Below are 24645 nucleotides of genomic sequence, written 5' to 3'. Positions count from 1 at the left end.
TAATTGAAAACCATCGGCAAACGTACTAAAAAGCATCATCATCCGGATCCCGGTTCCAGCGGTATTCAATGGCCTCGGCAATGGTGACTGCTTTTTCTGCGCCATAGAGATCTGAAATGAATCCCAGGGACATGTCCATGCCTGCGGAGACACCGGATGAGGTGTAGAATTTTCCGTCTGCGGTCCACCTGGCTTTTCTGATCCAGTGAGGGCCGTTTGAGACAGAGGTCACCCAGTCAAAGGCTTTTTTGTTGGAGGTGGCTCTGCGGCCGTCGAGAAGGCCTGTTTTAGCCAGCAGCGCTGAGCCGGTGCAGATGGTGAGACAGTATTCGGAGTGTTCGGCATAGTGTTTGAGAACGGCTATAAAGGCGTCATCATAGACAAGGGTACGTGTGCCAAAGCCTCCCGGAAGGACGAGAATCCCGGACTGGGGCATGGCGTCAATGGGTTCGGTCATAATGCTGACCCCCTGCGTGCTTGTGATCAGGCCGCCAGTTAAGGAAAAATAACGCAGTTGATGTGACTCAAAGTGCGCCAGGATTTCGACCGGGCCAAAGAGGTCCAGCGTTTCGAAGCCGTTGAAGAGGAGAAAGTTAATGTTCACAGTCATATTTGGCCTCCTTTATTGCGAAAAACGGGGAAAAATGACAAACCACAGTTTGAAATGGCGCTTTTTCTTAAGTATACGTTTTTTTAAACGAACAATAAAGATAATGCCTATGCTTCTCACATTCGAATTCTTTTGGAGGGATCTTATTGACCACCCATTGAGAGAACGGCTGTTGTAAAGGGTATAAATAAGAAATAAAATGCGCCGACGATCTGCAGCAGATTAGTTTCTCACGTTGGGCTGGGGTGGGATAATGATGTTTAAAAAGATTAAAGCCTTGCCGGATTCCAATATTGGGAAAGCCTCTGTTATTTGTTCAGTCGCTTTCTTTTTGCTGATTGGTGCGGTTAATTCACTGTTTGATCTGAAAAGTCCATCCTGGCCTCAAAGCTCGTTCAACGAGCTTGTCGCCCACACTTTTATTCTCAGCGCTTTTGGTATGTCGACAGCCGGCATGATATTGGGGCTTGTCGCAATAATCAAGAAGAAGGACTATTCGGTCATGGTAGGTTTTGCGGTATTGCTTGGTATCTTTATGCTGATTGTGCAGGATTGACTCCTAAAAACTAAGCCAGGACAAATGACTTGAATACGCGAGTCTTTGTCCTGGCTATTTTAGTGCTTGTTTTTTAGCCGATGGTCATTCAATCCAAAACCACATCTGAGCTACTCAGGAAAGAACCCGGAAGTGGCCTTTTAGTTTAAAAATCACCTGTCGTGACACCCGCAGCATTGAAAGTCGCCATTTCATCCGCGATCTTCAGCGCGGCTTCTACCATAGGAAACATTAGAGCAGCGCCGGTCCCTTCGCCCAGTCTCATGTGGAAATCGAGGCGGAAGTTAATGCCAAGCTGTTTGAGGCCAATCTCATGGCCTTTTTCCTCAGAGTTGTGGGAGGAGATCATATACGCTGCCGCAAGAGGCGCGATTTGAGCGGCTGCCAGAGCTGCAGCGGTGGAGATGATGCCGTCCAGGATGATAGGTACGTGACGGTAAGCAGCTTCCAGGATCGCACCGGTCAGCGCCGCAATTTCGAGGCCGCCGACTTTGGACAGCACACCGATTGGATCAGCAGGGTCAGGCTGGTTGACTTCGATCGCTTGGCGGATAATGCTTTCCTTATGCTTGAGGGCGTCGTCCTTAAGTCCAGTGCCGCGGCCTGTGACTTCCTCGACACTGTGTCCGGTGAAGACGGAAATCAGCGCCGCGCTTGGCGTTGTGTTTCCAATGCCGACTTCGCCGGTAGCCAGGAGGTTGATACCTGAATCAATGGCTTCTGAGGCGATTCGCGCGCCGGTTAGAATCGCGCGTATAGCTTCTTCTCTTGTCATGGCTGGTCCATGGGCAATGTTGTCCGTGCCGTTTTTGACCCGGTTGGCCATGAGCTCAGGGGGATCCAAAGGGGAGACAATGCCAATATCCGTGCAGATGACCTCCGCGCCGCCGTGCCTTGCCAGGACGTTGATGCCGGCTTCACCTCTCAGGTAACTGTAAAACATTTGGGCTGTGATTTCTTGAGGTGCAGCGCTGACGCCTTCCACGACGACGCCGTGATCGCCTGCCATCAAGAGAACAGCTTTTTTGTTGAGTTTTGGGTTAGGGGTGCGCATGATCCCTGCGATTTGCTGGGCAATGTCTTCTAAGACGCCAAGACTTCTCAGAGGTTTAATTTTGGAGTCCAGGCGCTGCTGCATGCCGGCAGCCGCATTCTGATCCAGCGCATCGATGCCGCCTGCGAGTTCTTTTAATGCCGCTTCAAGTGCTTCCGGACTGGCGTTTTTGAGTGCTTCTAACCCGTGAAATTTGTTTGTGTTGAGTTCTGATGTCATTTTGAATCTCCTCCAAGTCAAATTTTGGTAAAAAAATAAAGCCCCGCCACAATAAAAAGTATTGTGGTCGGGACTTTGCCGTCATCTCCGCTGCTTTCCATTACCCAGGAAAGACTTTTGTTCTTAGGCAGGTCTCCTGACTCAAGGACTCAAGCGTCTTAAATCGCCCCCTTCCCGGCAGAAGCCAGTGGATCAGCGAAAGACTCGTCCTATACAGTGGTGGGTCCGTACCGGGATTTCACCGGTTTCCCTATTCTCCCCAATGTGGGGCACCTAAGAGCGTATGTTCAATTACTATGATTCTAACAGAATATCGACAGAATTCAAGGGTGAAATAGAATTTGCTTCCCATGAAAATTCAATGGAGAGTGAAATTGTGTGTCTTTAGGTAGCACATGTCGGAGAAAGTGGATTAGGTTGTGTACAACTTAGTTTGCTTTCAGCAAAATACCGTCTGCCAATTTGAGTGAAAAAGCGCCATTAAGGTATAAAAGGGATGTATGAAAGTAAAACATGAGGAGAATAGTTATGGATCAAACGGTGGCAGAACTTTTAAAAAAACTCAACGTTAAGGATCAGACTACATTATTTGCTTTGAATGCCCCGGAAGAATTTGATAGTGTACTGACGCAGTGGCGGGACCAATTAACGGTTCTAGCTGATCCACCCGGTGCGCCTTGCCCCTTTGTTTTGATCTTCGCGAGGGACCAAGCGCAGCTGGAAGAGAGTAAACCAATCCTTAAAAGCGCCATGGATCCATCAGGGTTAATCTGGGTGGCGTATCCCAAAAAATCATCCAAAAGATACAAGTCAGATTTAAGCCGTGACGACTTTTGGGACGCTCTTAAGGACCTTGGCTTGGAACCTGTCAGACAGATCGCGCTGGATGAGGACTGGTCTGCGCTTAGGTTTAAGCCTGGTAGTGAGATCAAGCGGAAAAGCCAGTAGTGAGAATGATTTTACTGAAAAAATAAACCAGCCTGTTTGGCGGTCATTGGAATTGACCATCAGATTAGGCTGGTTATTTTTTAAAAATATGGCGCTGCGTTTGCCTTTAAATTAAAGCTGAGTTGTGAGGAAAAGAGGCAGGGTCATGTGGGAGATTTGGTCCTGGAGCTCTTCGATGCCGTCCAGGTGGCGGTCTTCGTCGTTCAGGATGGACTCGAGGACTTCACGGGTGGCGAAATCTCTGACTTCACCGGCAAGGACGATTGCGTCGTTGTAAGCCTTGACGGCGTCAACTTCTGCCAATCGGTCGTTTTCCAGCTGCTTGGCGGTATCGCTGCCAATATGGACTTTGTTGAGCTGGGTCACAATTGGAATACCTTCAAGGAACAAAATTCTGCCGATGAGTTTCTCCGCATGCTTCATCTCATCAATGGCACGTTTTTCGAAATGTTTATGTAGTTTTTCATAGCCCCAGTTGGAGCACATCTCGGAGTGGACCATGTACTGGTTGACGGCGGTGAGCTCGTCGGACAGAAGACCATTCAGCGCGTCGATCAATTCTTTGTTGCCTTTCATACGCTCAACTCCCTTATTTTAATGTTTTGTGCATCGTTATCTAATTTCCCTTTTTTGCGGATTATAAACGCTATATTGTCAAGTTGGTATGGGGGAAAGTGAATTAAGTTGTGTGCAATGTAGTTTGCTTGCTGACGATCATGGCATGAAAGTGAATAGGATATCTAACTAAACCATCCCCATGTTGCACTCTAATGTGCAAGGGGGATGGTTTTTTGTATCATCTTAGCAGCTCGAACATTCCAACTATGAACAATGCGGAACCGGCAAGAGCGAAATACCCGGAAATCACCATCACAATATATACCGCTATGGCGCGTTCTTTGTGTTTCAACAAAGCTCGGATTCCGGTAATGAAGGCTGCACCTGCAATGATAAAAGTAAGATAGATCGCAGTGCCCAAAACAGGACTGTTTATTGGATTTGGATATTCAATGTCGTTATTCAAGGCTCTCGACAGGTAAGTACCTAAAAACGTGAACATGATAAATATTGCGAACAGTATGACCGACCACTGTCCGGGTTTAGATTTGGGAAGAAAAGTGGTCTTCATGACATAAGCCTCCTTTTCAAAGTGAATTGAATGCAAGTGGTCAGTTGGTCATTTATGTTTATACCCTGAATTGTATAAAACTAAAGTGCGTTTTTCACGGAATCAGACGCAGAAAGGGGGAGGTGTAAGGTGGTGTCAACAGCTGCGGATACGACTGCGGCCAGCACATAACTATGCCTGTCAAAGCCTATGAATTCTTCATCCGTTTTAGAAGTGGAGAATCAATCAACGGCCGGATTAAAGTTAGAAAATTGAAGGGTTCACCTGCTGAATAATTCCCGAGAGAATGGATATAAATACATATATTTCTTATAGGTCTTCATGTGCTTCACCGCTCCCTTTCAATCAGTTCCCTTAAACACCACCGCAAAATTTCAACTTCTGTCGAATTGATCCGTTGAACTGATCCGTGACCTGAAGCCGCCCTTAATCATTTTATAACGAAGACAAAGTTATCGAGGTAAATGCTGCTGCGAATGCATCTGCAATGGTCGTGGATAAGGCAACCTCAAAGGAGGCGACTAAACTTGTGAAGCCCTTCAAACTTCCGGATCATTTCCTCCTGGGCAGTGCGACCTCCGCAATGCAAATCGAGGGCGGCGACCGAAATAACACCTGGTTCAAGTGGTGCGAAGAAGGCCGCATCAAGGACGGCTCCAGCTGCTTACGCGCCGCTGACCACTGGAACCGCATTGACGAAGACCTTCGACTGCTGACAGACACCCACCAGCAGGTTTACCGCATGGGCCTCGAATGGAGCCGCATCGAGCCGGAAAACGGCGTTTTCAGCGACGCCGCCATTCTCCACTACCGTCGGGAGCTGTCACTTCTAAAAGAAAACGGCATTCAGCCGATGGTCACCCTCCACCACTTCTCCATCCCGCTCTGGTTCGCCGACCTCGGCGGATTTTTGAACCCGAACTGCGCCACCTATTTTGAACGCTATGTGCGTTATGTCGTCGAGCATCTGGGCGACCTCGTCCAGGACTATGTCACCATTAATGAGCCCAATGTTTATGCCACCAACGGGTACTATTTTGGCATCTGGCCTCCGGGAGAAAAGAACTTTCGTATGACCATGAAAGTCCTCGCCAATCTTGCCCGCTGTCACATCAGAGCCTATGATCTGATTCACGAGCTGCGTTCCAATCGCAACAGCGGGGGTCAGACCTGCGCTGATGACGAACAAGCAGACTATGGGGGTCAGACCTGCGTGGGCGTGGCCCATCACCTGATCGATTTCGTGCCCTACAGCCCAAAATGGTTGGATCGCGCTGCGGCAAAGCTTATGTCCTATCTGTTCCAGGGCGCGGCAGTCATGGCCTTTACCACAGGACGTCTGCTGCCGCCCCTTAGCCTCTCCGGTGTGTTTAAACGCAGGCAGGTGGTTTCAGATTTCATGGGCATCAATTATTATTCGCGTCATGGTGTCCACGGCCGGGGCTTCTATACCGAAATGCTGCCGGACAAGCCCCAAAATGATCTCGGCTGGGAAATCTATCCCGAAGGCCTCAAAAGAGTCTGCCGATGGTCCCACCGCCACCACCCATCCCTCCCCATCTGGATCACCGAAAACGGCACCTGCGACGCTGCAGATGCCTTCCGTACTCAATTTATCTACGACCACCTAAAGGCCGTTTCCGAGCTGATCGAGGAGGGCCTTCCGGTAGAGCGCTACTACCACTGGAGCCTCCTGGATAATTTTGAGCTGCTGGAAGGCGAGTCAGGCCCCTTTGGACTATTTGCCGTCAACTTTAAAACCCAAGAGAGGACCCTTCGAAAAAGTGGTGAGTTTTATGCTGAGCTTTGCAGAAATCATGGTGTAATGGAATAAAAAGGATGAAACTTGGTGTCTGACACCCGGTTTCATCTCTGTTGGGGAAACTTGGTGTCAGACACCCGGTTTCATCGCAATGCGACATTTAAGCGATTTGGAAAGATTTGCGGACTTGTGATAGATGAGCTAATTGTGTGGGTATTGAGGTCACTGTAGGGAGAAAGCGGAATAGGTTGTACACAATCTAATCCCTAAACTGCCCATAGTGGTATCGAAATACCCTTATTTAATTTAGATCAGATCAGGAGGTCGAGGCTATGTTCGAGGATTTAGGCGAATTTCTGGGCGGCACCATTATCTTTCTCTATGGGTTGACGATTCTCAACTTTTTCGTCAAATGGGTGAATAAGAAATTTCGCGCTCAGATCAAAAAGAATGATCTGGTGTTTAAGGGCTTCAGTGCGTTGATGAAGGTCGTTGTCAAGTATCATAAGGTGTTTGGTGTTATGACCATCGGCGCGCTGCTCTTGCACTTTTTGGTTCAGTTTTTTACCTATGGGTTCAGTCTGACCGGAGCAATGGCAGCCTCAGTCCTGATTTTTCAGGTCGCGCTGGGGGGCTATGGCTTTTACAGGAAAAAGCGCGGCGGCCTTTGGCTGAAGCTGCACAGGGGGATCGCGGTGCTGCTCATGATTGCGATTTATTTGCATGTGGAATGATGGGTATGAAGACGAAGACGAAGACTATTAATTTTCGGAAGAGCGTTTTCCCAATTTTGTTTATTCTGCTGGTGATCCCTTTTGTGATTGGTGGTTATGTGACCACTAGCATGAGCTGTGGGATTGTATCGGAGGTTGAGGCTCTGGAAGCTGGTGCCAATACTCAGGCGGACTGCATCCTGGTTCTTGGCGCCGGGATTAGGCCTGATGGGACGCCGAGCTTCATGCTGCGGGACCGGCTGGACAAGGGGATAGAGCTGTATGAGGCGGGTGTCGCGCCGAAGCTTCTTCTCAGCGGAGACAATGGACAGGAACGTTATGACGAGGTCAATGCCATGAAGGGCTATGTGTTGGCCCAAGGCATTCAGGCCGAGGACATCTTTTTGGATCACGCGGGCTTTTCGACCTATGATTCAATTTATAGGGCTAGAGCGATCTTTGAAGTTGAGGAGGCGGTGGTGGTCACCCAGAATTATCATTTGTACAGGGCGCTTTATATTGCCAAGAGGCTGGGCCTGCAGGCTGTGGGTATCAGCGCTGAGGGCAATCATTATGCAGGACAGTGGGGCAGGGATGTCAGAGAATTTCTGGCAAAAAACAAAGATTTTGTCATGTGCTTTATTAAGCCGGAGCCAAAGTATTTGGGTGAGGTTATTCCTATTACGGGGGATGGAAGGCTGAGTCATGACTGAGATGGAGTGGTGAATAGGGAGTCGGAAGCTGCTGGCGAAAGGTTAGTGGCGCCGGCTTTCGTTTTTTTGATGGAGACTTGCTGGAAGAAGGTGTCAGCGGCTCATGCCTATTGACCCTTTCTTCTGCTTCCAGGGTTCATAATCAGAAGTTTGGGGTATCAATGCAATAGGCACCTTCACACAGGCTGTACCGGTCGAGGAGGTAAAGCCATGGCAAACCAAAGGTTAATGGAGCACTGGATTGAAGCGTTAAAAAACGCGAACAGCCTCGAAGAATACAACATACTGCTCACGCAAATGGAAAACGAGCTGACCGAAGCCGAATGTGAAGAAGTGCTTGAGGTACTTGAGGAACAGAATGATTTAGAGGGTTGAAGAATCATTCATTCTCAAAGGGATGCACAAATTAAATTAAATTAAATTTACTGCTGCCTGAAAAGCAGCAGTTTTTTTACTTTACAAAATGGTATAATATGGATATTGTGAAAATATAAAGAAATATAAATTAAGGAGAGGATCCATTGGAAAACATCAACCCCGAAAACTTCAACCCAGATATGCCCGCGTTTGAAATGCACACTGAAATTTTTCCCTGCAGCAACATAGACCTTCTATTTTTTGAAATCCTGGCAAAGGTTCCGGAAGCAGAGGTTCTGGCAGAGAAATTCTTTGACCTTCATCGCGAATTAGTACTCAGTGGAAGAAGCACAGAGGAAGAGCTCGTCGACATGCACCGGCAATATGAATCGCCCAAGCGGCACGCTATTTCAGATGAGGTCTTCTACCAGACCTTGGTTAAAACCATCTTTTATTCGGGCTTTCGACCGTCAGTGATTGACCGCTACATGCCTGCTGTCTTCAAGTATTTCGAAGACTTCAGAAAGGTCGTCCACTATGAGGACAAAGCCCTTGAAGCTATGCGCAGTGATCCCAATATGATCAAGAACAGGTCCAAAATCAAAGCCTGCTACGATAACGCCTGGGTCTTGCTGGACCTGACAAATCGCTTTGGATCGGCACAAAATTTCTTGGATCACTATCGTGATTTTTTCGACAAGCACAACAGCTACGCATTGCTTCAGCTGTATGACGAGCTTCAGCAGAATTTCTACTTCCTGGGGGAGATGACCACTTTAAACTTCATGACGGATCTTGGGTTTGAAGTCTTCAAGCCGACTCGGGAAGTGATGCGCGCCTTCAAACGCCAGGATCTCGTTTCTTATGAGTGGGATTACCTCGAAGCGGTTTACGTGGGGCGCGGTATCAGTGCCGCGACAAGGCTTCCGCTTGAGTATGTCGTGAAGGTGCTGCAGCAGTTTGGGCAGTGAGGGAGGTTGGGAAGAGTCCTTCTGTAAATAAAAAAGAAGTTGGCCGATGGTCGAGAGGGGGGGACTTCAGGTGACCATCGGCCAACTGTCCTTTTACGCTCTTCCAAGGCAAACTTCTCCAGTTAGATTGCGGCACTCGTGACTAAGTGCCGCGCTGCTAAACATTTTTTATCTCTTTTGGATGGCGATCAGAAACGGCGGATCGCTGCGCCAATTGCGCATGCTGTACTGCAGGACCGTGAAATCCGTCTGGTCCAGGCCGTCCACAAACGAGAGCAGCTTGTTCTTCTCCTCCGGGCCGCCGTCATGACCGTAGTAAACGACGAAAATAGCCATGCCGCCAGGCCGCAGCCTGGGAAGCAGACTTTCCAGACAGCGCAGCGTCGACGACCCCTGGGTCACGATGCCCTTGTCACCACCGGGCAGGTACCCCAGGTTGAACTGGGCCGCGCCAATGGTTTGCGTCTCGCCAAGCCGCGCTGCGGCATGCTCGTGGCTTTCTTGAAACAGAGTCACGCGCCCGTCCAGCCCCGCCGCGATGAGCTTCGCCCGGGTGCTCTCAACGGCCTGTGGCTGAATGTCGAACCCCAGTACCCGTCCGGTCGGACCGACCAGCTCGGCCAGCAGCAGCGTATCATGACCGTGGCCGATGGTCGCGTCCACCACCACATCGCCCGCCCTGACGCACTGGCGAAGCAGGGTGTGGCTAAAGGCCAGCGGGGACTCAATCATGGTGTTCACCCCGCTTTCGGATGTCGCGCATGCCTTGATAGCTGCCGCGACGTCTCAGCTCGGCGTCAATGCTGTTGAGGACTTCCCACTTATGGAGACTCCAGAGGGGTCCAATCAGGGATCTTCGGGGGGCGTCTCCCGTCAGTCTGTGAATCACGATCTCTGGCGGGATCAGCTCCAGCTGGTCACACACGAGGCCCACATACTCGTCTTTCTCGAGAAACTGCAGCCGCCCGGCTTCGTAATCCTGGACCAGGGCGGTATTTTGCATGAGATGAAGCAGGTGAATCTTGATGCCTTGAATGTCAGAGTCGAGGAGGACCCGTGCCAGGCTTTCCATCATCCTGTCGCGGGATTCGCCAGGCAGGCCGTTGATCATGTGGGTGCAGACCCGGATGCCATGTTTTCTGAGGGCTTCCACGGCTTTAAGGTAGGTGTCGTAGGTGTAGCCGCGGTTGATGCGTTCGCCCGTGTCATCATGAATGGTCTGCAGACCGAGTTCCACCCAAAGATAATGGCTTTTATTAAGCTCTGCCAGGTAAGCAATGGTTTCTGGGGGCAGGCAATCCGGACGGGTCGCGATCATGATGCCTACGACGCCTTCTTCCCGGAGAACCTGTTCGTAGCGCTCTCTCAGGACCTCTACCGGAGCGTAGGTGTTTGAAAAGTTTTGGAAATAGGCAAGGTATTTCGTCGAGTTGGGCCACTTTTTGTGCTCGAGTTCGATGCCTTTTTTCAGTTGGACGGGAAGCGGATCCAGATGGCTTTGGGCAAAGTCTCCCGAACCGGACTCTGAGCAAAAAGTGCATCCGCCGGTCCCAATGCTGCCATCCCTGTTCGGGCAGCTGAAGCCGCCATCCAGAGCGACTTTGAAAACTTTTTCGCCAAATTGTGATTTCAGATGCTGGCTCCATGTATGATAACGTTTGGCGTTAGGATCTTCCAGGTTGAATGGGTACAAGTGTGATCACCTCAGGCACTATTTTATCACAAAACCCAGGAAGGAAAATGGCTTGGGCGCCATTTTCCTCAGTTGATGCGGGTGGAAGAGACAAGGTGGAAGGCGGTGTCAGACACCGCCTGACCTCAATAATGTACGCTGTGTACGTTTTATTCGTTGATTAAACAACCGCGCACACCCGTGACTTCAGTCGTGGGTTAGCGGTGCCTTATGTATAGTTATGAATTAAATTGTAATCCTTCAAATTACTTTGTTACAACATAGCCATATGTTATAATGGTACTGAGGTGTTGTGGAATGTCAAAAGTAAAAAAGGGTCGAGGTTATGTCTACTCCATTCAGTATCATATTGTCTGGTGCGTCAAGTATAGACGAAAAGTTCTGACAGGTATTGTAGAAGAAAAGCTCAAAGAAATCCTTTTTAAAATAGCGGATGAAAATGGATTTACTATCGAAGAATTTAACTGTGATCAAGATCACGTTCACTTGCTGATCGACTGTAAACCTCAGCATTATATTCCCAACTTCATTAAAGCGCTCAAAGGTGTCAGCGGCAGATTTATTTTTAAAGAATGTCCATGGCTTAAAGACAGCCTCTGGGGCGGTCATTTATGGAACCCAAGTTACTTTGTCGCTACGGTGTCTGAGAATACAGAAGCTCAGGTTAGAGAATACATACAATCACAAAAAGAAAAATAAGGCGGTGCTGAGGGCATGCTGATTGAAAAGGGCTATAAGTACAGAATACAACCCAATAAAACTCAGCAGGAACAACTTGAGACTATGTTCTCAGCAAAGCGTTTTGTCTGGAATCATTTTCTGAAACTGAATATGGACCGATATGAGAAGCAGGAACACCTCCTGACCTACAATAAGATGTCGAAGCTGCTCACTGAGCTCAAGGGCAATCATCCATGGCTCTATCAATGCGAAAAATCTGTTTTACAGAACACACTTAAAGACTTAGCGAGTACTTATTCACGCTTTAATAAAGGTTCAAAGAAATACTCGAAGAAAACCCTGGAAAAAGCAGCGCGGACAGGCAAAGAACTTACCTTTTACGATCTGGAAGGACATCCGAAATTCAAATCCTACAGAGATTTAGTCCAGTCCTGCAAAATAAGCTGGACTGGAAACAATATTGAGGTCAAGGAAAAGGAAGTTCAGTATACCTCCTCCGGCAAGTATAGAAAGCAAAACTGCAAAATCAAACTTCCAAAAGTAAAAGATGTCAAAATTGCCTATTCAAGACTCTATCAGGGTAGAATGGTTTCTGCAGTGGTTACAAAAGAATCAGATGGAAAGTATTACATCAGCCTGTGCTGTATTGAAATAGAGCATGAGCCAACTGCTGCGACGGGTTCAAATGTTGGTATCGATATGGGCTTGAAAGCGTTCTATTACACCTCTGACAAGGAAGTCGCAGAAAATCCAAAATATTACCGAAAATATGAAAAACGCATGATCAAAGAGCAACGAAAGCTCAGTCGTCGTCAGAAAGGCGGAAAGAATCGAAACCGACAGCGCGTTAAAGTGAGCCGTTGGCATAAGCGGGTTAGAAACTGTCGAAAGGATTTCATTCACAGGCTGAGCATATCGCTGATCAATCGCTACGATCAGATCTACATAGAAGACCTAAATGTGAAGGGTATGATTAAGAACAGACGACTGGCAAAGAGCGTTGCTGACGCGGGCTTTTCGGAGTTTTTCAGACAACTGGAATACAAGGGTAAATGGAATTATAAGCTGGTTCGCAAAGTAGACAGGTTCTATGCGTCCAGTCAAATCTGCTCTGAATGTGGTCATCAAAGTGGACAGACAAAGGATTTAAGTGTAAGGCTGTATCAGTGCGAGGAATGTGGACTAGAGATCGACAGGGATTTCAACGCGGCGATCAACATTTTAAAAGAGGGATTAAAAAATGTAAGTTAACGTAACATGAACCGCAGGAACTGTGGGGATAGCTTGGTATATTTCGCATCGCTGGATGTGAGGACCCAAGAATCCCGTGACTTCAGTCATGGGTAGTTCAATGTCATTACAGCAAGGTATATTATGATGATATAAGGGGATGAGATCATGTTTCGAGTACTGAATGCCACGGACGTAAGAAAGCATTGGAGTGAATTCGTTGATGATGTGATCAGAAATAAACCTGCTTTCGTGAAAAGAAATCGTGATCTGCTGGCAGTATTATCAATGGATCAAATGGATGCGCTGCTTGAGTCTCTAAAGATCAGAATAAATATTGTGCAAGAGGAAGACGGCTCTTTTACAGGTGTTTTAAATGAACTGGAATTAGCCGCAAACGAAGAAACTATCGATCAACTTAAAGAGACACTTATAGAAGATTTAATAGAATACGCAGCGGAGTACATGCAAAACTTTGATCTTTATTTCAAATCTCCAAATAGGAAATCACATTTCCCATACGTATACAAAATAAATTCAATGACAAACACTGTTGATCGACTTCGGGAAGAAGTTGAGCTCTACCAAGTGGTTAAGAATAATGCCTAGATGGAAAGAATTAAAGCAATTTTGTGAAAGAGATAGTTGGGAATTGTTCAAATCTACGGATCATGACTATTATCGAAAGATTCTTCCTGATGGAACCATTAAACGAACGAAAGTTTCCAGAAGCTCAAAAGAAATCCCTTTTCACTTATGGAGGGAGATTTTGAAAAATCAATTGCAAGTCACTGAAGAATATTTCAATAAAAAACTTTAAAAGTGGAAGGCGGCATCTGCGGCTAGCACCTATCGACCCCGCCTTCCAACCCGCGCATTCCATCTCCGCTATTCTGTCATAGGTTCAATAGAATACCATCCAAGTGCATTTTGAAGTTCACCGCCCAAGACAGTTGCGCCTATGCCACTGGCGGTATTATTGCCGCCGCCAAGGACAGAGGTTCCTGTGCCGGCTGATTTGTTGGTACCGCCGCCGGAGATGGTTGAAGCTAAGCCACTGGCAGTATTTTTATATCCGCCGAGGACGGAAGCATCGCGGTGGCTGGCCGCATTCGTGTCTCCGCCTGAAACGGAAGCATGGGCACCGCTGGCTGTATTATTCTGACCTCCGGATACAGAAGCGCCAGCACCGCTGGCCGTATTGTTTACACCGCCTGAAACGGAGGCTTCAATACCAGAAGCAGTATTTTTAAGTCCGCCGGTTACGGCAGCGTTTACTTCGCTGGCACTATTGCTTAAACCACCTGTAACAGAAGCGCTGACGCCACTGGCTGTATTTTTATCCCCACCTGTGACAGCAGCATTGGCGCCGCTTGCCAGGTTATTGGTTCCGCCGGTGACTGAAGCGTTGGCACCGGATGCCAGGTTGTTTTGGCCGCCTGAGACTGAAGCGCGGGCGCCGCTTGCGGTATTGCTATAGCCGCCGAGGATTGATGTGAAGAGGCCGCTGGCGCTGTTTTTATTACCGCCGGCGACAAGTGCATATTGCCCGCTTGAAAGGTTGCCAAATCCACCGGAAACTGAGGAAAAGCTTCCCTTAGCTGTGTTGGAAGCACCGCCTGAAATAGCTGCGGCTTTTCCGGACGCGGTATTGCCATTGCCGCCCAGAATGGAAGCAAAAGCTTCGACGGCTTTATTGGATTCTCCGCCCAGAACGGAGGCATAAGGCGCGCCAATCTGGTTGTACGAACCTGCAATAATTCCGCCAAAGGCATCTTCCTCGTAGTTGTTGTAGTCTCCCAGGATCAGATTGTGAGACCCTGCTCTCAGGTCAAGTTCAGGCTTAAGCGGCGGCATGACCGTCATCCTGCTCTTGTTGTAGCCAATAATCAAGTTCCCAAGACCCAGCTGATCCAGTGTTGAGGTATCACCCAGTCCGTTGACGATTTGTACGTTCATGCCGGAAAAACGCAAGGTATCACGTCCGTCCACGAGTTCCCTGGTAACACCTTTAAGCAAAGTGTCATACTTGCTGACCAGAGAAGTTGGGACTGCTGGATCATCAACAGCATCAAGTCTTGACTCCAGGATAGTAATGTTTTCCCTAAGGGTCTTTACCTCATTTTCAAGAGCGGTGATTTTGTTCAACAGCACTTCCAAAGAAACCTCTGAGGACTGCGGATTGACAGTTTCAGCCACACTTGCAGGTGCTGCGGCTAGCAGCAAGCTAAAGACTAACATTAAAGTCGAAAGAAGTGTCCATGGTGACTTCATCTTAATGGTCATTTTTTTCACCCTTTCATAAAAAAACCGACCATACTTGGTCGGTAGTGTCGCCGCTCCACCAGGAGACATTATATTGCGTGATAGTTCCTGGTTGAATTAACACCAAGTATGCATTATATGTATACCCGGTATAAGGCTCCAGTGACATTAAAATTGGATAAAGAAATGCTCTGACTATTGTGACCTAAACGATTTAGAATTTGAGAAGAAGGTGTCTGGCACCTTCTTCCATGTTGGAGGGATGAACGTGACAAACAAAGACCTGAATCACAAACTAAAGCTGGCTGATCAAAACCTGGCCGACGCCATTCTTTACAGGAATAAACATTCACTTCATGGGGTGGCAAAAAAAGCAGAGACTTACATCTTGTTCAATCTCGGCATCGACAGCATGGACGGTCACCTCAATGGCGCACTCTGCCTGGAACAAACAGATCCAGAAACTCTGTTGAGCGAGGCGAAGCAATTTTTTTCGAAGGACAACAGAGGCTTCGTCATTTGGGTCAGAGAACATGCAGATCTGTCGCTTGAAGTCTTCTTGAAAGAAAAAGGTTTCACACCCCTAAGAATTCCAGGTTCAACGGGCATGCTGACCTATAAACCAATCGAACAGCAAAAGATTCCAGAAGGTGTCACGATCAGAAAAGTCTTAGACGAAAAAGAGATTGAAGATTATGAGGTTGTAGTCATGGATGCTTTCAACAAGTCAGCAGATGTCACCAGGGAAATGTTCAGCCATGAGCGGATTCTCGTGGGGGAGTCGGTGGGGGCGTGGGTGGCGTATAGGGACCATCAGCCAATAGCAGCGGCGACAATGGTTTTCAGCGGGGAAGCCGCGGGCATCTACTACGTAGGAACGGTTGCAGATGAACGGGGGAAGGGACTGGGGGCGCTGATGACAGCAGTTGCAACCAATGCCGGATTCGAGTTGGGGGCTGAGGTCGTGGTACTCCAAGCTTCCATTGCCGGTGAGCCGGTCTATAGGAGATTGGGCTTTGAAACCATAACCCATTACAGGTGGTACTTAGTCGATGCGGGGGCTTTCTAGGTGGAACTTGGTGTCTGACACCGAGTTTCTGTTCTAAACTGAAGAGAAACCGGGTGTCTGACACCGAGTTTCTGTTCTGAAATTCCCGATTGAACGCATCTTAATATTGGTATGAATAAGATAGAAAGCTCAGTTCCAAAAGGGAGGTAAATGAACCATGAAAGATTTCATCGATAAAGCTATGAGCGCAGTCAACCGGTATAACGTTGTCGATTTCGCCATCCTCAAAACCTGTCTGATCGCTGTAGGTGTTTTATTCGGTCTAAACTACAAAAAATTCTTCAAACGCCACATCCATGTGGTATGGGGTGTGGCCATTGTCACTTATATTTGGACTTTTGGCAGGCTGCTTTATAATTTAAAAGAAGAATTGGGGCTAACTTGCCGAGAATAGAAAAGAATAGAAATTGGCGCAGTGGAGGTCGATGTTCCGACTTCCGCTACGCCAATTTTTAGTAAAATTATTTTCTGCCATATTCATCATCAAATCTTACAATATCATCCTCTTCCAAATATTCGCCCATTTGAACCTCAATGATTTCAAGAGGAATCTTGCCTGGATTCTCCAGACGGTGCCGCTGTCCCGGTTTCATGAAAATACTTTCGCCGGCGCATACGAATTTCACCTCGTCATCGATTGTTACGCGAGCCATGCCGCGGACGACGACCCAATGCTCGCTTCTGTGGTGATGAAGCTGATAGCTCAGTTTTTTACCTTGATGAACCGTAATTCTCTTTATTTTGAAGGAATCTTTTTCTTCTTCAAGGATTTTGTAATGACCCCACGGGCGATAGTCCTCAATATGATATTCGGTTCTTGGGTCGTCCTGCAGTTTCAGGATTTCAACAACGTCTTTCACATTTTGAGATTGGTCTTTTTTGCAAATCAGCAATGCGTCTCTGTTGTCAATAATGATCAGATCATCCACACCGACCGCTGCGACGAGCTTTCCAGGTTCAGAATAAATCAGATTATCCGTGGCATTGACGGATATAGTTTTTTGATTGGAAATATTGCCTGAAGAATCCTTCTCAAAAACATCATAGAATGCATCAAAGCTACCCAAATCGTTCCAGCCGATTGCCGCGGGCACAACCGAGATTCTTGAGCTTTTCTCCATAATCCCATAGTCCATAGATATTGGATTCTGAATCCTGGAGAAGCAGTCTTTGAGGCTGCCGCCTTCTGCAAACGCCAAATGGATTTCAGGCACGTAACGCTTGACCTCTTCGATAAAAAGTTTGGTATGAAACATGAAGATCCCTGCATTCCAATAATATCCGTCATCTATATAGGCTTTGGCTGTTTCGAGGTCGGGTTTTTCCTTGAAGGTTTTAACCAGAAAACCGTTTTCTCTCTGTTCTCCTGGCGCAATATAACCATAGCCAGTATGAGGATGGTCAGGTGTGATGCCAAAAGTTATTATGGAGTCTCGCGCAAGTGGGATGGATGCTTTGATCAAAGCTGCGAAGGAATTTCCATCCGAGATGATATGGTCAGATGGAAAAACAACGACAATCTCATGTTCTATTTTTATGATTTCCTGTACGCCAGCATATATGGCAGGCAAAGTATTTTTTGGAACAGGCTCAACCAGAATCTGTTCCTCTGAAAATTTTACGCCTAATTCTTCAACTGCACCCATCACCAAAAATTTATAACTTTCATTCGTCACGACATAGATGTCGTCTGGAGATGCCAACATCAGACTCCTTTCAAAGGTATCCTGAAACAAAGATTTGGATTTTCCATGAAATTTAATGAATTGTTTTGGATAATGTGTGCGGCTGAGTGGCCATAGCCTCGCGCCGCATCCGCCTGCTAATATGATGATCTTCATAATGACCTCCAATCTGTCCAAAGTTTGTTTTTCGGCGACAGAATCTGTTTAAAAAGCAGATAAATTCAGTGCAAAGAGAAACTGCATAATTTCTGGGTATATTTATATTTAATTTGAAGATGATTTACATGCATCTAACTTTGTAAGTTCTGAGACAGCGTTTGCAGCTAATAGGATGGAGAGGATGCGTCATGACGAGAGAAGAAGCAAGAGACAGAGATGAGATTCTGCAGCTTGTTAAGACATATTATGAGAATCATCATCAAAAAGCATATCAAACTGGTGATCGGATCGTCTACGCAGGAAGAGTCTATGACGAAGAGGAGTTGATGATGCTCGTCAATAGCGCTTTAGATTTCTGGTTGACCGGCGGAAGATATACTGATAGTTTCGAGCAGATGTTCGCGAATTATTTGGGCGTTCGCCATTGCTTTTTGGTTAATTCAGGATCGTCTGCTAATTTATTGGCCTTCATGTCGCTGACGTCACCTTTGCTTGGAGAAAAAGCCATAAAACACGGAGATGAAATTATAACGGTCGCCGCGGCTTTTCCTACAACAATAGCACCAATAATTCAATATGGCGCTGTACCGGTTTTCGTGGATGTTACGATTCCACAATACAATATAGATGTTGAGCAGTTAAATCTAGCATTAAGCAATCGTACAAAGGCCGTCATGATTGCCCACACACTTGGTAATCCATTTAATGTTGAAGCTGTCAGAGCATTTTGTGACGCACACCAGCTGTGGTTGATAGAGGATAACTGTGATGCGCTAGGCACTACCATTAAAGTTGGAAATGAGGACAAATTAACAGGCACTTTTGGGGATTTGGCCACTTCAAGCTTCTATCCGCCTCATCATATGACCATGGGAGAAGGCGGGGCGGTTTATACCAATAATGACCTTCTGGCAAAAATCCTGATGTCCATGAGAGACTGGGGCAGAGACTGCCAGTGCAAGCCTGGAATGGATAATCTCTGCGGACATCGTTTTGATAAGCAATATGGAGAATTGCCGAAAGGGTATGATCATAAATATGTTTACACCCATTTCGGATACAATCTCAAAGCAACGGATATGCAAGGCGCAATTGGCTGTGCTCAAATCAAAAAGCTGCCCGATTTTGTCAGACGCCGCCGCGAAAATTGGCAGTATTTGAAGGACGCGCTGAGCATAATCAGCGATCGGGTTATTCTCCCGGAGGCTTTTGAAGGCTCATCACCTTCCTGGTTTGGTTTTATGATGACCCTGAGACCGGAAGCTGGGCTGAATAGAGAGGTGATCATAAAGAACATTGAAGCACGAGGCGTTCAGACTCGAATGTTGTTTAGCGGCAATCTTATCAGACATCCATGCTTTGATCAGCTTCGTCAAAGCAGACAGGGATTCAGAGTGGTCAGTGAACTCGAGAACACGGATTTTATCATGAATAACAGCTTATGGGTGGGTGTCTATCCAGGTTTGAATCAGGAGATGCTTGAGGTGATGAGCCATGTGATTCTTGATTCAGTTAGATTAGAATCACATAAATGACAACGGGCTGTAACAGTTTAATCTAAACGGTTCAATTAATGGAAACCAAAGAGGCGGAGCGATTCCTGCCTCTTTTTTTGTGCAGGTCAACGGGATTCTATGTCAAACCTAGAAATGAAATTTGAAAAGTGCTTCTCTGTGGTTTAATCCCACTTTATGGGCAAGAGTCGCCCCCCCCCTTGGAGTTAACATAAAATAGTTTTCGAAATCGTCAAATTATAAATATTATATTTGACGATTTGGGTATAAATGACTCGAATAATCAAACACCAAATATTTCTAGGCGCGTCACACTTTGGCGGGATAGAATTATGTATCCAAAACAATTCTGTCAAAATTCTTCGAGAAACGGCTTCTCTTGAATAATTGAAAGTTAGGTATGGAGCGGTCAATATTCCTTTATGACCAGGAGGTGGGAATGAAGCGGGTAAGCTCGAAACATTCCATTGCTGCAGGATACTGCGCTCGTTATAAGACTATTTATTAAGCTCCAATTAGGAACAAAGGAGGGAAAAGTTATGTTATGCAACAATCACTTTGAAAGAAAGCTCACAATTTTGATGATCCTGTCCCTAACGTTGATGACTTTACTTATGGGCGTTGCTTTTGCTGCCGGTGAGAAGTTTGTTGATGTCAAACCTGGCAGCTGCCCAAATGCTGTTAACTTTAACAGCAGAGGTGTCCTTCCAGTAGCACTTCTCAGCGGAAACGATGACATCTTTGAGGTCGATGAAATTGATCCTAATTCAGTCCGTTTTGGCCGTGCAGACAATATGACAGTTGCACCGCTCAGATGGCACATGGAGGATGTCAACTTCGACGGTGAAATGGATCTTGTCATGCATTTCTCAATTCCAGAGCTTAAACCTTTATTTGCTCCAATTATTGAAGATGATGATGATGGCTATGTCGCCGCCGGTATTTCTTTCATGGCTGATGGAGATTCTTTTGCGTACGTTGGTGATGACGACGCATCTGGTTTATGGCTTAAAATTCCAGGCTTTAAGAACTAAAAGTATTATTTCGATCTTTAATAAACAGACGGTGAAACGAGCCGGTATCTGATCAAAGAGATGGATAAGGAGTTGTCAGGATGATACTGAATCATTTTGACAACTCCTTTTTGAATGGATGCGGCGCATTGGACAGATTAGCTTGAACCTCGTCCGCTCAGGACAACGCCAAAGGTTTTAAGGATGACGTGCAAATCCAAAAGCAAAGACCAGTTCGAGATGTACTCAATATCCATTTTGACGATTTCCTCGAAATCTTTGATATCCGATCTCCCGCTGATCTGCCAGATCCCCGTCAAACCAGGCGTGATACTCAACCTGCAGCGCTGGGAGGATTCATATGCCCTATATTCATCTACTGTTGGCGGTCTTGTTCCTACCAGGGACATATCGCCCCTCAGAACATTGAAAAACTGAGGAAGCTCATCAATGCTGCTCTTTCTGAGAAAGGCACCCACTCTTGTTACACGCGGATCATTTTCAATTTTAAATATATGGCCATTCATTTCATTACTCTCCATCAACTCATCCTTGTGGGACTCTGCGTCATTGACCATGGACCTGAATTTCCACATGGTGAAGACTCTACCGTTTTTACCTACTCTCTCTTGCCTGAAGATGACAGGTCCGGGTGATTCCAGTTTGATCAAAGGCGCAAAGATCAGAAACGCGAATCCGAACAGCAGCATGCCAACCAAGGCGCCGGAAACGTCAAGCAGTCTCTTTAAAAAAAGTTGTCCTTCATTGAGGCTGACTAAGTGAAATTTGAGAACTGGGATTTTGCCTACCATAGCCACATCTGCTTTTGTCAAGTCAGTATTTTGAAGCTCCAGTACCATAGTAATCGTTATGCCCGTGCACTGGCACTGATTAAGCTTTCCTTTAATCCTTGGATCAAAGGAAAGCGGCTTAACCACTGCCAGTTCGTCGACGACTTGCGTGGAGGTGATCTGATCCAGGTGCTCCAGCGTCCCTAAGTCCTTAAGGTCATCATAAACATCAGAGTCGAGGATCTTTACGTATCCAATTATATTAAGATTTAAATAACTGTGTTTTTGTATTTCCGCGACATATCTTCTGCCCACGTCTGAAGCGCCAATAACCAAAATATTCCTGGTTTGAATGGCTTCACTCTTTCCAAATTCAATGTATTTAAGCACCGCTCTGGAAAGCGTTTGAAGGATTAGTATTAAGGAGACTAAGAGCACAACGCATTTATAGGTAATAGGCGCCTTGAAGGCGGCAGTTGAAATGTGAATAAGAAGGATCGCGAGGACGCTGCATGCGGCCGTTTTCATCAGAATTCTTCCAGTGAACTTTCCTTCAGCCTCAATGATATTCTCATATAGGCTGGTCAAATAAAAGAGGGTGACATATATAGTGGACACCAGACTCCAAAGACCAATAAACTCAAGCGAACTCAATTCATCCAAAGACACAGCAGAGCCTCTGAACAGAGATTTGAACAGCAGCAGTGCGCAGAGAATAGTAAGAATATCTATTATGATATAAGCCATATATCTTATTTTTCTTCTCCAACGCAGCATAGGATCACCTCACGAAAGCTGCATAATAAATCAAGAAAGTGCCATTGTTTTAAGCCTTCGGAAGAGTCTCTGGTTCCAGATCCATCTCATAAAAATGGTCTTCCGTTTGATTCTGGTTGAGTAACCGGCCAATGACTGGCAATTACAGGTTATTTATTCGTGAATTATGATTATGAAGTTTGTGACAAAGGGTATAAATGAGAAAACAAAGCACTTTATGAATGTTCTATTCTAAGACTATTGTACCCATTTAAAACAATTCTAAATTCTGGATTTCCTTTGAGGAGGTTATGTGATTGAAAATTGCCATGATCGGTCAAAAAGGAATGCCCTCTCGAGCGGGAGGGATCGAAATACATGTGGAAGAAATTGGATGCCGGCTCGCCCAATTTGGGCATGAACTTATAATTTACGCCAGAGGTGATTATTGCAGCGAGATCCTGGATGACTACAAGGGTATGCGGATCGTACATATTTCAAGTGTGAACACAAAGCACTTTGACACCATCAGTTATACAGCAGCCGCTACTATCCATGCTTTGAAATCAGGGGCAGAGCTCGTTCATTTCCATGCGCTTGGACCATCCTTATTTGCATTTCTTCCCAGATTTTTTGGTCGTAAAGTGATTTGTACGGTGCACGGTCTTGATTGGAAGCGGGAAAAATGGGGAAGACTGACAAAGCTGATTCTAAAGCTGGGCGAGCAGATCGGTGTGCGGTTTGCTAATCAGACAATCAGCGTCAGCGAAACACTTCTTCCATACTTTGAAGAGAAGTACCGCAAAGTACCCAGGTATATTCCGAATGGAGTCTATGTGAAGCCGAAACCATCGGCAGAGATCCTGCTTGAGAAATTTGGACTGGAAGAGGAATCCTACATACTTTTTCTGAGCAGGATAGTTCCGGAAAAAGGCCTTCATTTGCTAATTGAGGCGTTTAAAGGCCTGAAGACTGACAAGAAGCTGGTAATCGCGGGTGGGGCCAGCCATTCTGATCAGTATTTGAAAGAAGTTAATCGTCAGGCGGAGGACAACCCCCAAATTCTATTCACTGGATTTGTCGAAGGTGAGCTTCTGGAAGCGCTCTTCGGTCATGCTTATCTCTATGTGCTGCCCTCTACTGTAGAAGGCCTTCCAATTTCACTCCTGGAAGCTATGAGTTATGGTACGCTTTGTCTGACCAGTGATATTGAGGAAAATAAGGCTGTATTGGGCGATCATGGCTATACCTTCCGAAGCAGAGATGCAGAGGATTTAAGGGACTGTCTGGAAAGACTTCTAACTTCAAAAAACGGTTATGATGATCAGGAAACCATTAATTACATCAAAGGGAGATTTTCCTGGGATGCTGTAGCAGCAGATACGGAGAATGTTTATAAATCTGTGTTCTAACCTGAGATTATAGCAGCAGGTCTGATAGGAGGGGCAGCTATGGAAAAGTCATACGAGGATAGAAATTGGGCGAATGATTTCCTGTACTTTTTCAAGAATCTTTGGATCGCTGGAGTTTCAATGGTCGTGGGTGCAGCCATGGCGGTGATTCTAATCGCGAACCTGTCTCCTGTCTATAGAGTGAGCGCGACCTATTACTTAAACAAATCTGAGTTGAATAGTGCTTTCTTTACCATTAATGAGTTCGAATTCTATAATCTTCTGCTTTTGGATATTGAGCAGCTTATTGGGAGTCGGAGTTTTTTTAATGAGGTCAAGGCTGTACCAGGCGTTGAAATAAATATTGACGACCTGACCATGGAGGAATACCTTGAGAATTTGTACATGGAAATTAATACTGACTCCACTTTTTTTAAAGTGGGTTATGACAGCTCGAATACTGAGTTTGCCATGAGTATTTCAAAGCGAATTGAAAGTATTTTATCCCGGGAAGCGGCAAAAATTGTTCGCATTTCAACAGTGGAAAATGTGGATAGCTCATATTTGTCTCAAGAGCCAGTCGCACCCAATAAGGTTATGCTGATCCTTCTTGGCGCGATTTTGGGAGCATTCATTGGAATGAGCGTTATTCTCGTTAAGTTTCTTGTGAACGGGGAGCTCAAGACCTATATTGAGGCTGAAATCATTACCGGGAAAAAGGTACTGAGCTATTCGAAATACAACATGAAAAAGAGAAATATCATGCACCTTCTGAATACCATGAACAATGAGGATTATCATAAAGTCTGGCAGAATGTCCTGAATGACACTGAGCAAAACAGACAGAGATTCTGCACTGTGCTTACCTGTGATGAAACAGGCAAAAATGAGGCTTTTGCTTTGACGCTGGCTCATTATATGGGAAAAACCTTTGAAAAAACTTTGTTTATTCCAGTTAATCCCTCAGAACCCTTCAGCAGCATATTAACCTATAGTTATGGCCATGAAAACAGGCTTATAAAAGCACTTCTTCAGAATGAGCCTTTGTCAAAGCTGATTCGAAACGTATCCTATTCCTTTGACATATTGATTGGGACGGATAACCGCATTGGTTTCAATTCAGAGACAGTGGAAAAGTTTGACACACTCCTTGATGAGATTGAAAAGACTTATGATCTGGTAATTGTAAGTATCAGCACAGAGGAACGCCTGCTCAGCAGCCTGGCTAAAAAAGGTCCTGTCATATTAGCGGCATCCAATAATTCCAGTCGCAGCAAGGTGCGTTATATTGTGTCGAATTTCGAAGAACAGGATGTACGATTCCTAGGAATTGCCTTCCAAGAATAAGGGCGCCTTCACGGCAATG

26 protein-coding genes and 1 riboswitch are annotated in these 24645 nt (G+C 46.1%); of the genes, 17 read left to right on the top strand and 9 right to left on the bottom strand.

Annotation, left to right across the window (positions count from 1 at the left end; all coding sequences use genetic code 11):
* Positions 1-25: 25 nt before the first annotated feature.
* Positions 26-610, bottom strand: coding sequence for a DJ-1/PfpI family protein (locus OEL90_RS07255; protein ID WP_300687678.1), 585 nt, complete (start codon positions 608-610; stop codon positions 26-28).
* A gap of 256 nt (positions 611-866) precedes the next feature.
* Between OEL90_RS07255 and OEL90_RS07250 the strand changes: the two genes are divergently transcribed.
* Positions 867-1166: a hypothetical protein gene (locus tag OEL90_RS07250; RefSeq protein ID WP_291402308.1), complete on the top strand. Its 300-nt coding sequence runs from the start codon at positions 867-869 to the stop codon at positions 1164-1166.
* Positions 1167-1311: 145 nt separating this feature from the next.
* Here the strand turns inward: OEL90_RS07250 and cobT are convergent, their stop codons facing one another.
* On the bottom strand, positions 1312-2439 hold the full coding sequence (gene cobT, locus OEL90_RS07245) for a nicotinate-nucleotide--dimethylbenzimidazole phosphoribosyltransferase (RefSeq protein WP_300687676.1): 1128 nt from the start codon (positions 2437-2439) through the stop codon (positions 1312-1314).
* A gap of 109 nt (positions 2440-2548) precedes the next feature.
* Positions 2549-2731: riboswitch (cobalamin riboswitch) on the bottom strand.
* Positions 2732-2967: 236 nt separating this feature from the next.
* Between cobT and OEL90_RS07240 the strand changes: the two genes are divergently transcribed.
* Complete coding sequence (locus OEL90_RS07240) at positions 2968-3387, top strand: hypothetical protein (protein ID WP_300687675.1); 420 nt, start codon at positions 2968-2970, stop codon at positions 3385-3387.
* A 111-nt stretch (positions 3388-3498) separates the two neighbouring features.
* Here OEL90_RS07240 and bfr read toward each other — a convergent pair whose 3' ends face one another.
* Positions 3499-3963, bottom strand: a complete 465-nt coding sequence (gene bfr, locus OEL90_RS07235) for a bacterioferritin (RefSeq protein WP_291402583.1) — start codon at positions 3961-3963, stop codon at positions 3499-3501.
* 220 nt (positions 3964-4183) lie between these two features.
* Positions 4184-4516 (bottom strand): hypothetical protein, encoded by a 333-nt coding sequence (locus tag OEL90_RS07230; RefSeq protein ID WP_300687673.1) that lies wholly within the window; start codon positions 4514-4516, stop codon positions 4184-4186.
* Between the two features lie 529 nt (positions 4517-5045).
* Here OEL90_RS07230 and OEL90_RS07225 point away from each other — a divergent pair.
* From OEL90_RS07225 to OEL90_RS07205, 5 genes are all read left to right on the top strand, one after another.
* Positions 5046-6350, top strand: a complete 1305-nt coding sequence (locus OEL90_RS07225; RefSeq protein WP_300687671.1) for a glycoside hydrolase family 1 protein — start codon at positions 5046-5048, stop codon at positions 6348-6350.
* 260 nt (positions 6351-6610) lie between these two features.
* Positions 6611-7012: a hypothetical protein gene (locus OEL90_RS07220; protein WP_291402577.1), complete on the top strand. Its 402-nt coding sequence runs from the start codon at positions 6611-6613 to the stop codon at positions 7010-7012.
* Positions 7013-7017: 5 nt separating this feature from the next.
* Positions 7018-7704: a SanA/YdcF family protein gene (locus OEL90_RS07215; protein ID WP_300687670.1), complete on the top strand. Its 687-nt coding sequence runs from the start codon at positions 7018-7020 to the stop codon at positions 7702-7704.
* A 210-nt stretch (positions 7705-7914) separates the two neighbouring features.
* The gene (locus tag OEL90_RS07210; RefSeq protein WP_291402573.1) at positions 7915-8079 is read left to right on the top strand and encodes a hypothetical protein; all 165 of its coding nucleotides are present in this window, start codon (positions 7915-7917) and stop codon (positions 8077-8079) included.
* 146 nt (positions 8080-8225) lie between these two features.
* A complete protein-coding gene (locus tag OEL90_RS07205) occupies positions 8226-9032 on the top strand; it encodes a DNA-3-methyladenine glycosylase I (protein WP_291402571.1) in 807 nt (268 codons plus the stop codon).
* Between the two features lie 168 nt (positions 9033-9200).
* Here the strand turns inward: OEL90_RS07205 and OEL90_RS07200 are convergent, their stop codons facing one another.
* Positions 9201-9764 (bottom strand): class I SAM-dependent methyltransferase, encoded by a 564-nt coding sequence (locus OEL90_RS07200; protein WP_291402568.1) that lies wholly within the window; start codon positions 9762-9764, stop codon positions 9201-9203.
* Positions 9757-10725 carry a TIGR01212 family radical SAM protein gene (locus OEL90_RS07195; protein ID WP_291402566.1) on the bottom strand — a complete coding sequence of 323 codons (969 nt, stop codon included), beginning with the start codon at positions 10723-10725 and terminating at the stop codon, positions 9757-9759. The genes OEL90_RS07200 and OEL90_RS07195 overlap by 8 nt, the downstream gene beginning before the upstream one ends.
* A 297-nt stretch (positions 10726-11022) precedes the next feature.
* Here OEL90_RS07195 and tnpA point away from each other — a divergent pair, with 297 nt between their 5' ends.
* The 4 genes from tnpA to OEL90_RS07175 all read left to right on the top strand — a co-directional run bounded on the left by tnpA (position 11023) and on the right by OEL90_RS07175 (position 13456).
* A complete protein-coding gene (gene tnpA / locus OEL90_RS07190; protein WP_300687668.1) occupies positions 11023-11424 on the top strand; it encodes an IS200/IS605 family transposase in 402 nt (133 codons plus the stop codon).
* Positions 11425-11439: 15 nt separating this feature from the next.
* Positions 11440-12657, top strand: a complete 1218-nt coding sequence (locus tag OEL90_RS07185) for an RNA-guided endonuclease TnpB family protein (RefSeq protein WP_300687666.1) — start codon at positions 11440-11442, stop codon at positions 12655-12657.
* A gap of 147 nt (positions 12658-12804) precedes the next feature.
* The gene (locus OEL90_RS07180; RefSeq protein WP_291403657.1) at positions 12805-13245 is read left to right on the top strand and encodes a hypothetical protein; all 441 of its coding nucleotides are present in this window, start codon (positions 12805-12807) and stop codon (positions 13243-13245) included.
* A complete protein-coding gene (locus tag OEL90_RS07175; protein WP_291403659.1) occupies positions 13238-13456 on the top strand; it encodes a type II toxin-antitoxin system HicA family toxin in 219 nt (72 codons plus the stop codon). The genes OEL90_RS07180 and OEL90_RS07175 overlap by 8 nt, the downstream gene beginning before the upstream one ends.
* Positions 13457-13524: 68 nt before the next feature.
* Here the strand turns inward: OEL90_RS07175 and OEL90_RS07170 are convergent, their stop codons facing one another.
* On the bottom strand, positions 13525-14922 hold the full coding sequence (locus OEL90_RS07170; protein ID WP_291403662.1) for a hypothetical protein: 1398 nt from the start codon (positions 14920-14922) through the stop codon (positions 13525-13527).
* Positions 14923-15169: 247 nt separating this feature from the next.
* Between OEL90_RS07170 and OEL90_RS07165 the strand changes: the two genes are divergently transcribed.
* Together OEL90_RS07165 and OEL90_RS07160 are read left to right on the top strand one after the other, a co-directional pair.
* Positions 15170-15970, top strand: coding sequence for a GNAT family N-acetyltransferase (locus OEL90_RS07165; protein ID WP_291403664.1), 801 nt, complete (start codon positions 15170-15172; stop codon positions 15968-15970).
* 157 nt (positions 15971-16127) lie between these two features.
* Positions 16128-16364 (top strand): hypothetical protein, encoded by a 237-nt coding sequence (locus OEL90_RS07160; RefSeq protein WP_291403666.1) that lies wholly within the window; start codon positions 16128-16130, stop codon positions 16362-16364.
* Between the two features lie 67 nt (positions 16365-16431).
* On the opposite strand, the gene OEL90_RS07155 is transcribed toward OEL90_RS07160, so the two are convergent.
* Positions 16432-17811, bottom strand: coding sequence for a mannose-1-phosphate guanylyltransferase/mannose-6-phosphate isomerase (locus tag OEL90_RS07155; protein WP_291403668.1), 1380 nt, complete (start codon positions 17809-17811; stop codon positions 16432-16434).
* Between the two features lie 191 nt (positions 17812-18002).
* Here OEL90_RS07155 and rfbH point away from each other — a divergent pair, with 191 nt between their 5' ends.
* The gene (gene rfbH, locus OEL90_RS07150) at positions 18003-19349 is read left to right on the top strand and encodes a lipopolysaccharide biosynthesis protein RfbH (protein WP_291403670.1); all 1347 of its coding nucleotides are present in this window, start codon (positions 18003-18005) and stop codon (positions 19347-19349) included.
* Between the two features lie 518 nt (positions 19350-19867).
* A complete protein-coding gene (locus OEL90_RS07145; protein WP_291404377.1) occupies positions 19868-20362 on the top strand; it encodes a hypothetical protein in 495 nt (164 codons plus the stop codon).
* Positions 20363-20499: 137 nt separating this feature from the next.
* Here OEL90_RS07145 and OEL90_RS07140 read toward each other — a convergent pair whose 3' ends face one another.
* Entirely contained in the window at positions 20500-21909 is a 1410-nt protein-coding gene (locus OEL90_RS07140) for a sugar transferase (RefSeq protein WP_291404375.1), read from the bottom strand.
* Between the two features lie 296 nt (positions 21910-22205).
* Between OEL90_RS07140 and OEL90_RS07135 the strand changes: the two genes are divergently transcribed.
* On the top strand, positions 22206-23300 hold the full coding sequence (locus OEL90_RS07135; protein ID WP_291404373.1) for a glycosyltransferase family 4 protein: 1095 nt from the start codon (positions 22206-22208) through the stop codon (positions 23298-23300).
* A gap of 39 nt (positions 23301-23339) precedes the next feature.
* Positions 23340-24626 carry a GNVR domain-containing protein gene (locus tag OEL90_RS07130; protein ID WP_291404371.1) on the top strand — a complete coding sequence of 429 codons (1287 nt, stop codon included), beginning with the start codon at positions 23340-23342 and terminating at the stop codon, positions 24624-24626.
* Positions 24627-24645 lie beyond the last annotated feature (19 nt).

Origin of the sequence: Acidaminobacter sp. (genome assembly GCF_030247605.1) — a bacterium.
Classification (GTDB): Bacteria; Bacillota; Clostridia; order Peptostreptococcales; family Acidaminobacteraceae; genus Acidaminobacter.
The sequence above is the reverse complement of the archived record's forward strand: the minus strand, read 5'-3'. Positions and strand labels throughout refer to the sequence as shown.

Bases quoted from the DNA above. Each gene is read 5' to 3' on its own strand.
- OEL90_RS07255 (WP_300687678.1), bottom strand. From the start codon at position 610: ATGACTGTGAACATTAACTTTCTCCTCTTCAACGGCTTCGAAACGCTG.
- OEL90_RS07250 (WP_291402308.1), top strand. From the start codon at position 867: ATGTTTAAAAAGATTAAAGCCTTGCCGGATTCCAATATTGGGAAAGCC.
- cobT (WP_300687676.1), bottom strand. From the start codon at position 2,439: ATGACATCAGAACTCAACACAAACAAATTTCACGGGTTAGAAGCACTC.
- OEL90_RS07240 (WP_300687675.1), top strand. From the start codon at position 2,968: ATGGATCAAACGGTGGCAGAACTTTTAAAAAAACTCAACGTTAAGGAT.
- bfr (WP_291402583.1), bottom strand. From the start codon at position 3,963: ATGAAAGGCAACAAAGAATTGATCGACGCGCTGAATGGTCTTCTGTCC.
- OEL90_RS07230 (WP_300687673.1), bottom strand. From the start codon at position 4,516: ATGAAGACCACTTTTCTTCCCAAATCTAAACCCGGACAGTGGTCGGTC.
- OEL90_RS07220 (WP_291402577.1), top strand. From the start codon at position 6,611: ATGTTCGAGGATTTAGGCGAATTTCTGGGCGGCACCATTATCTTTCTC.
- OEL90_RS07215 (WP_300687670.1), top strand. From the start codon at position 7,018: ATGAAGACGAAGACGAAGACTATTAATTTTCGGAAGAGCGTTTTCCCA.
- OEL90_RS07210 (WP_291402573.1), top strand. From the start codon at position 7,915: ATGGCAAACCAAAGGTTAATGGAGCACTGGATTGAAGCGTTAAAAAAC.
- OEL90_RS07200 (WP_291402568.1), bottom strand. From the start codon at position 9,764: ATGATTGAGTCCCCGCTGGCCTTTAGCCACACCCTGCTTCGCCAGTGC.
- tnpA (WP_300687668.1), top strand. From the start codon at position 11,023: ATGTCAAAAGTAAAAAAGGGTCGAGGTTATGTCTACTCCATTCAGTAT.
- OEL90_RS07185 (WP_300687666.1), top strand. From the start codon at position 11,440: ATGCTGATTGAAAAGGGCTATAAGTACAGAATACAACCCAATAAAACT.
- OEL90_RS07180 (WP_291403657.1), top strand. From the start codon at position 12,805: ATGTTTCGAGTACTGAATGCCACGGACGTAAGAAAGCATTGGAGTGAA.
- OEL90_RS07175 (WP_291403659.1), top strand. From the start codon at position 13,238: ATGCCTAGATGGAAAGAATTAAAGCAATTTTGTGAAAGAGATAGTTGG.
- OEL90_RS07170 (WP_291403662.1), bottom strand. From the start codon at position 14,922: ATGACCATTAAGATGAAGTCACCATGGACACTTCTTTCGACTTTAATG.
- OEL90_RS07160 (WP_291403666.1), top strand. From the start codon at position 16,128: ATGAAAGATTTCATCGATAAAGCTATGAGCGCAGTCAACCGGTATAAC.
- OEL90_RS07155 (WP_291403668.1), bottom strand. From the start codon at position 17,811: ATGAAGATCATCATATTAGCAGGCGGATGCGGCGCGAGGCTATGGCCA.
- rfbH (WP_291403670.1), top strand. From the start codon at position 18,003: ATGACGAGAGAAGAAGCAAGAGACAGAGATGAGATTCTGCAGCTTGTT.
- OEL90_RS07145 (WP_291404377.1), top strand. From the start codon at position 19,868: ATGTTATGCAACAATCACTTTGAAAGAAAGCTCACAATTTTGATGATC.
- OEL90_RS07140 (WP_291404375.1), bottom strand. From the start codon at position 21,909: ATGCTGCGTTGGAGAAGAAAAATAAGATATATGGCTTATATCATAATA.
- OEL90_RS07130 (WP_291404371.1), top strand. From the start codon at position 23,340: ATGGAAAAGTCATACGAGGATAGAAATTGGGCGAATGATTTCCTGTAC.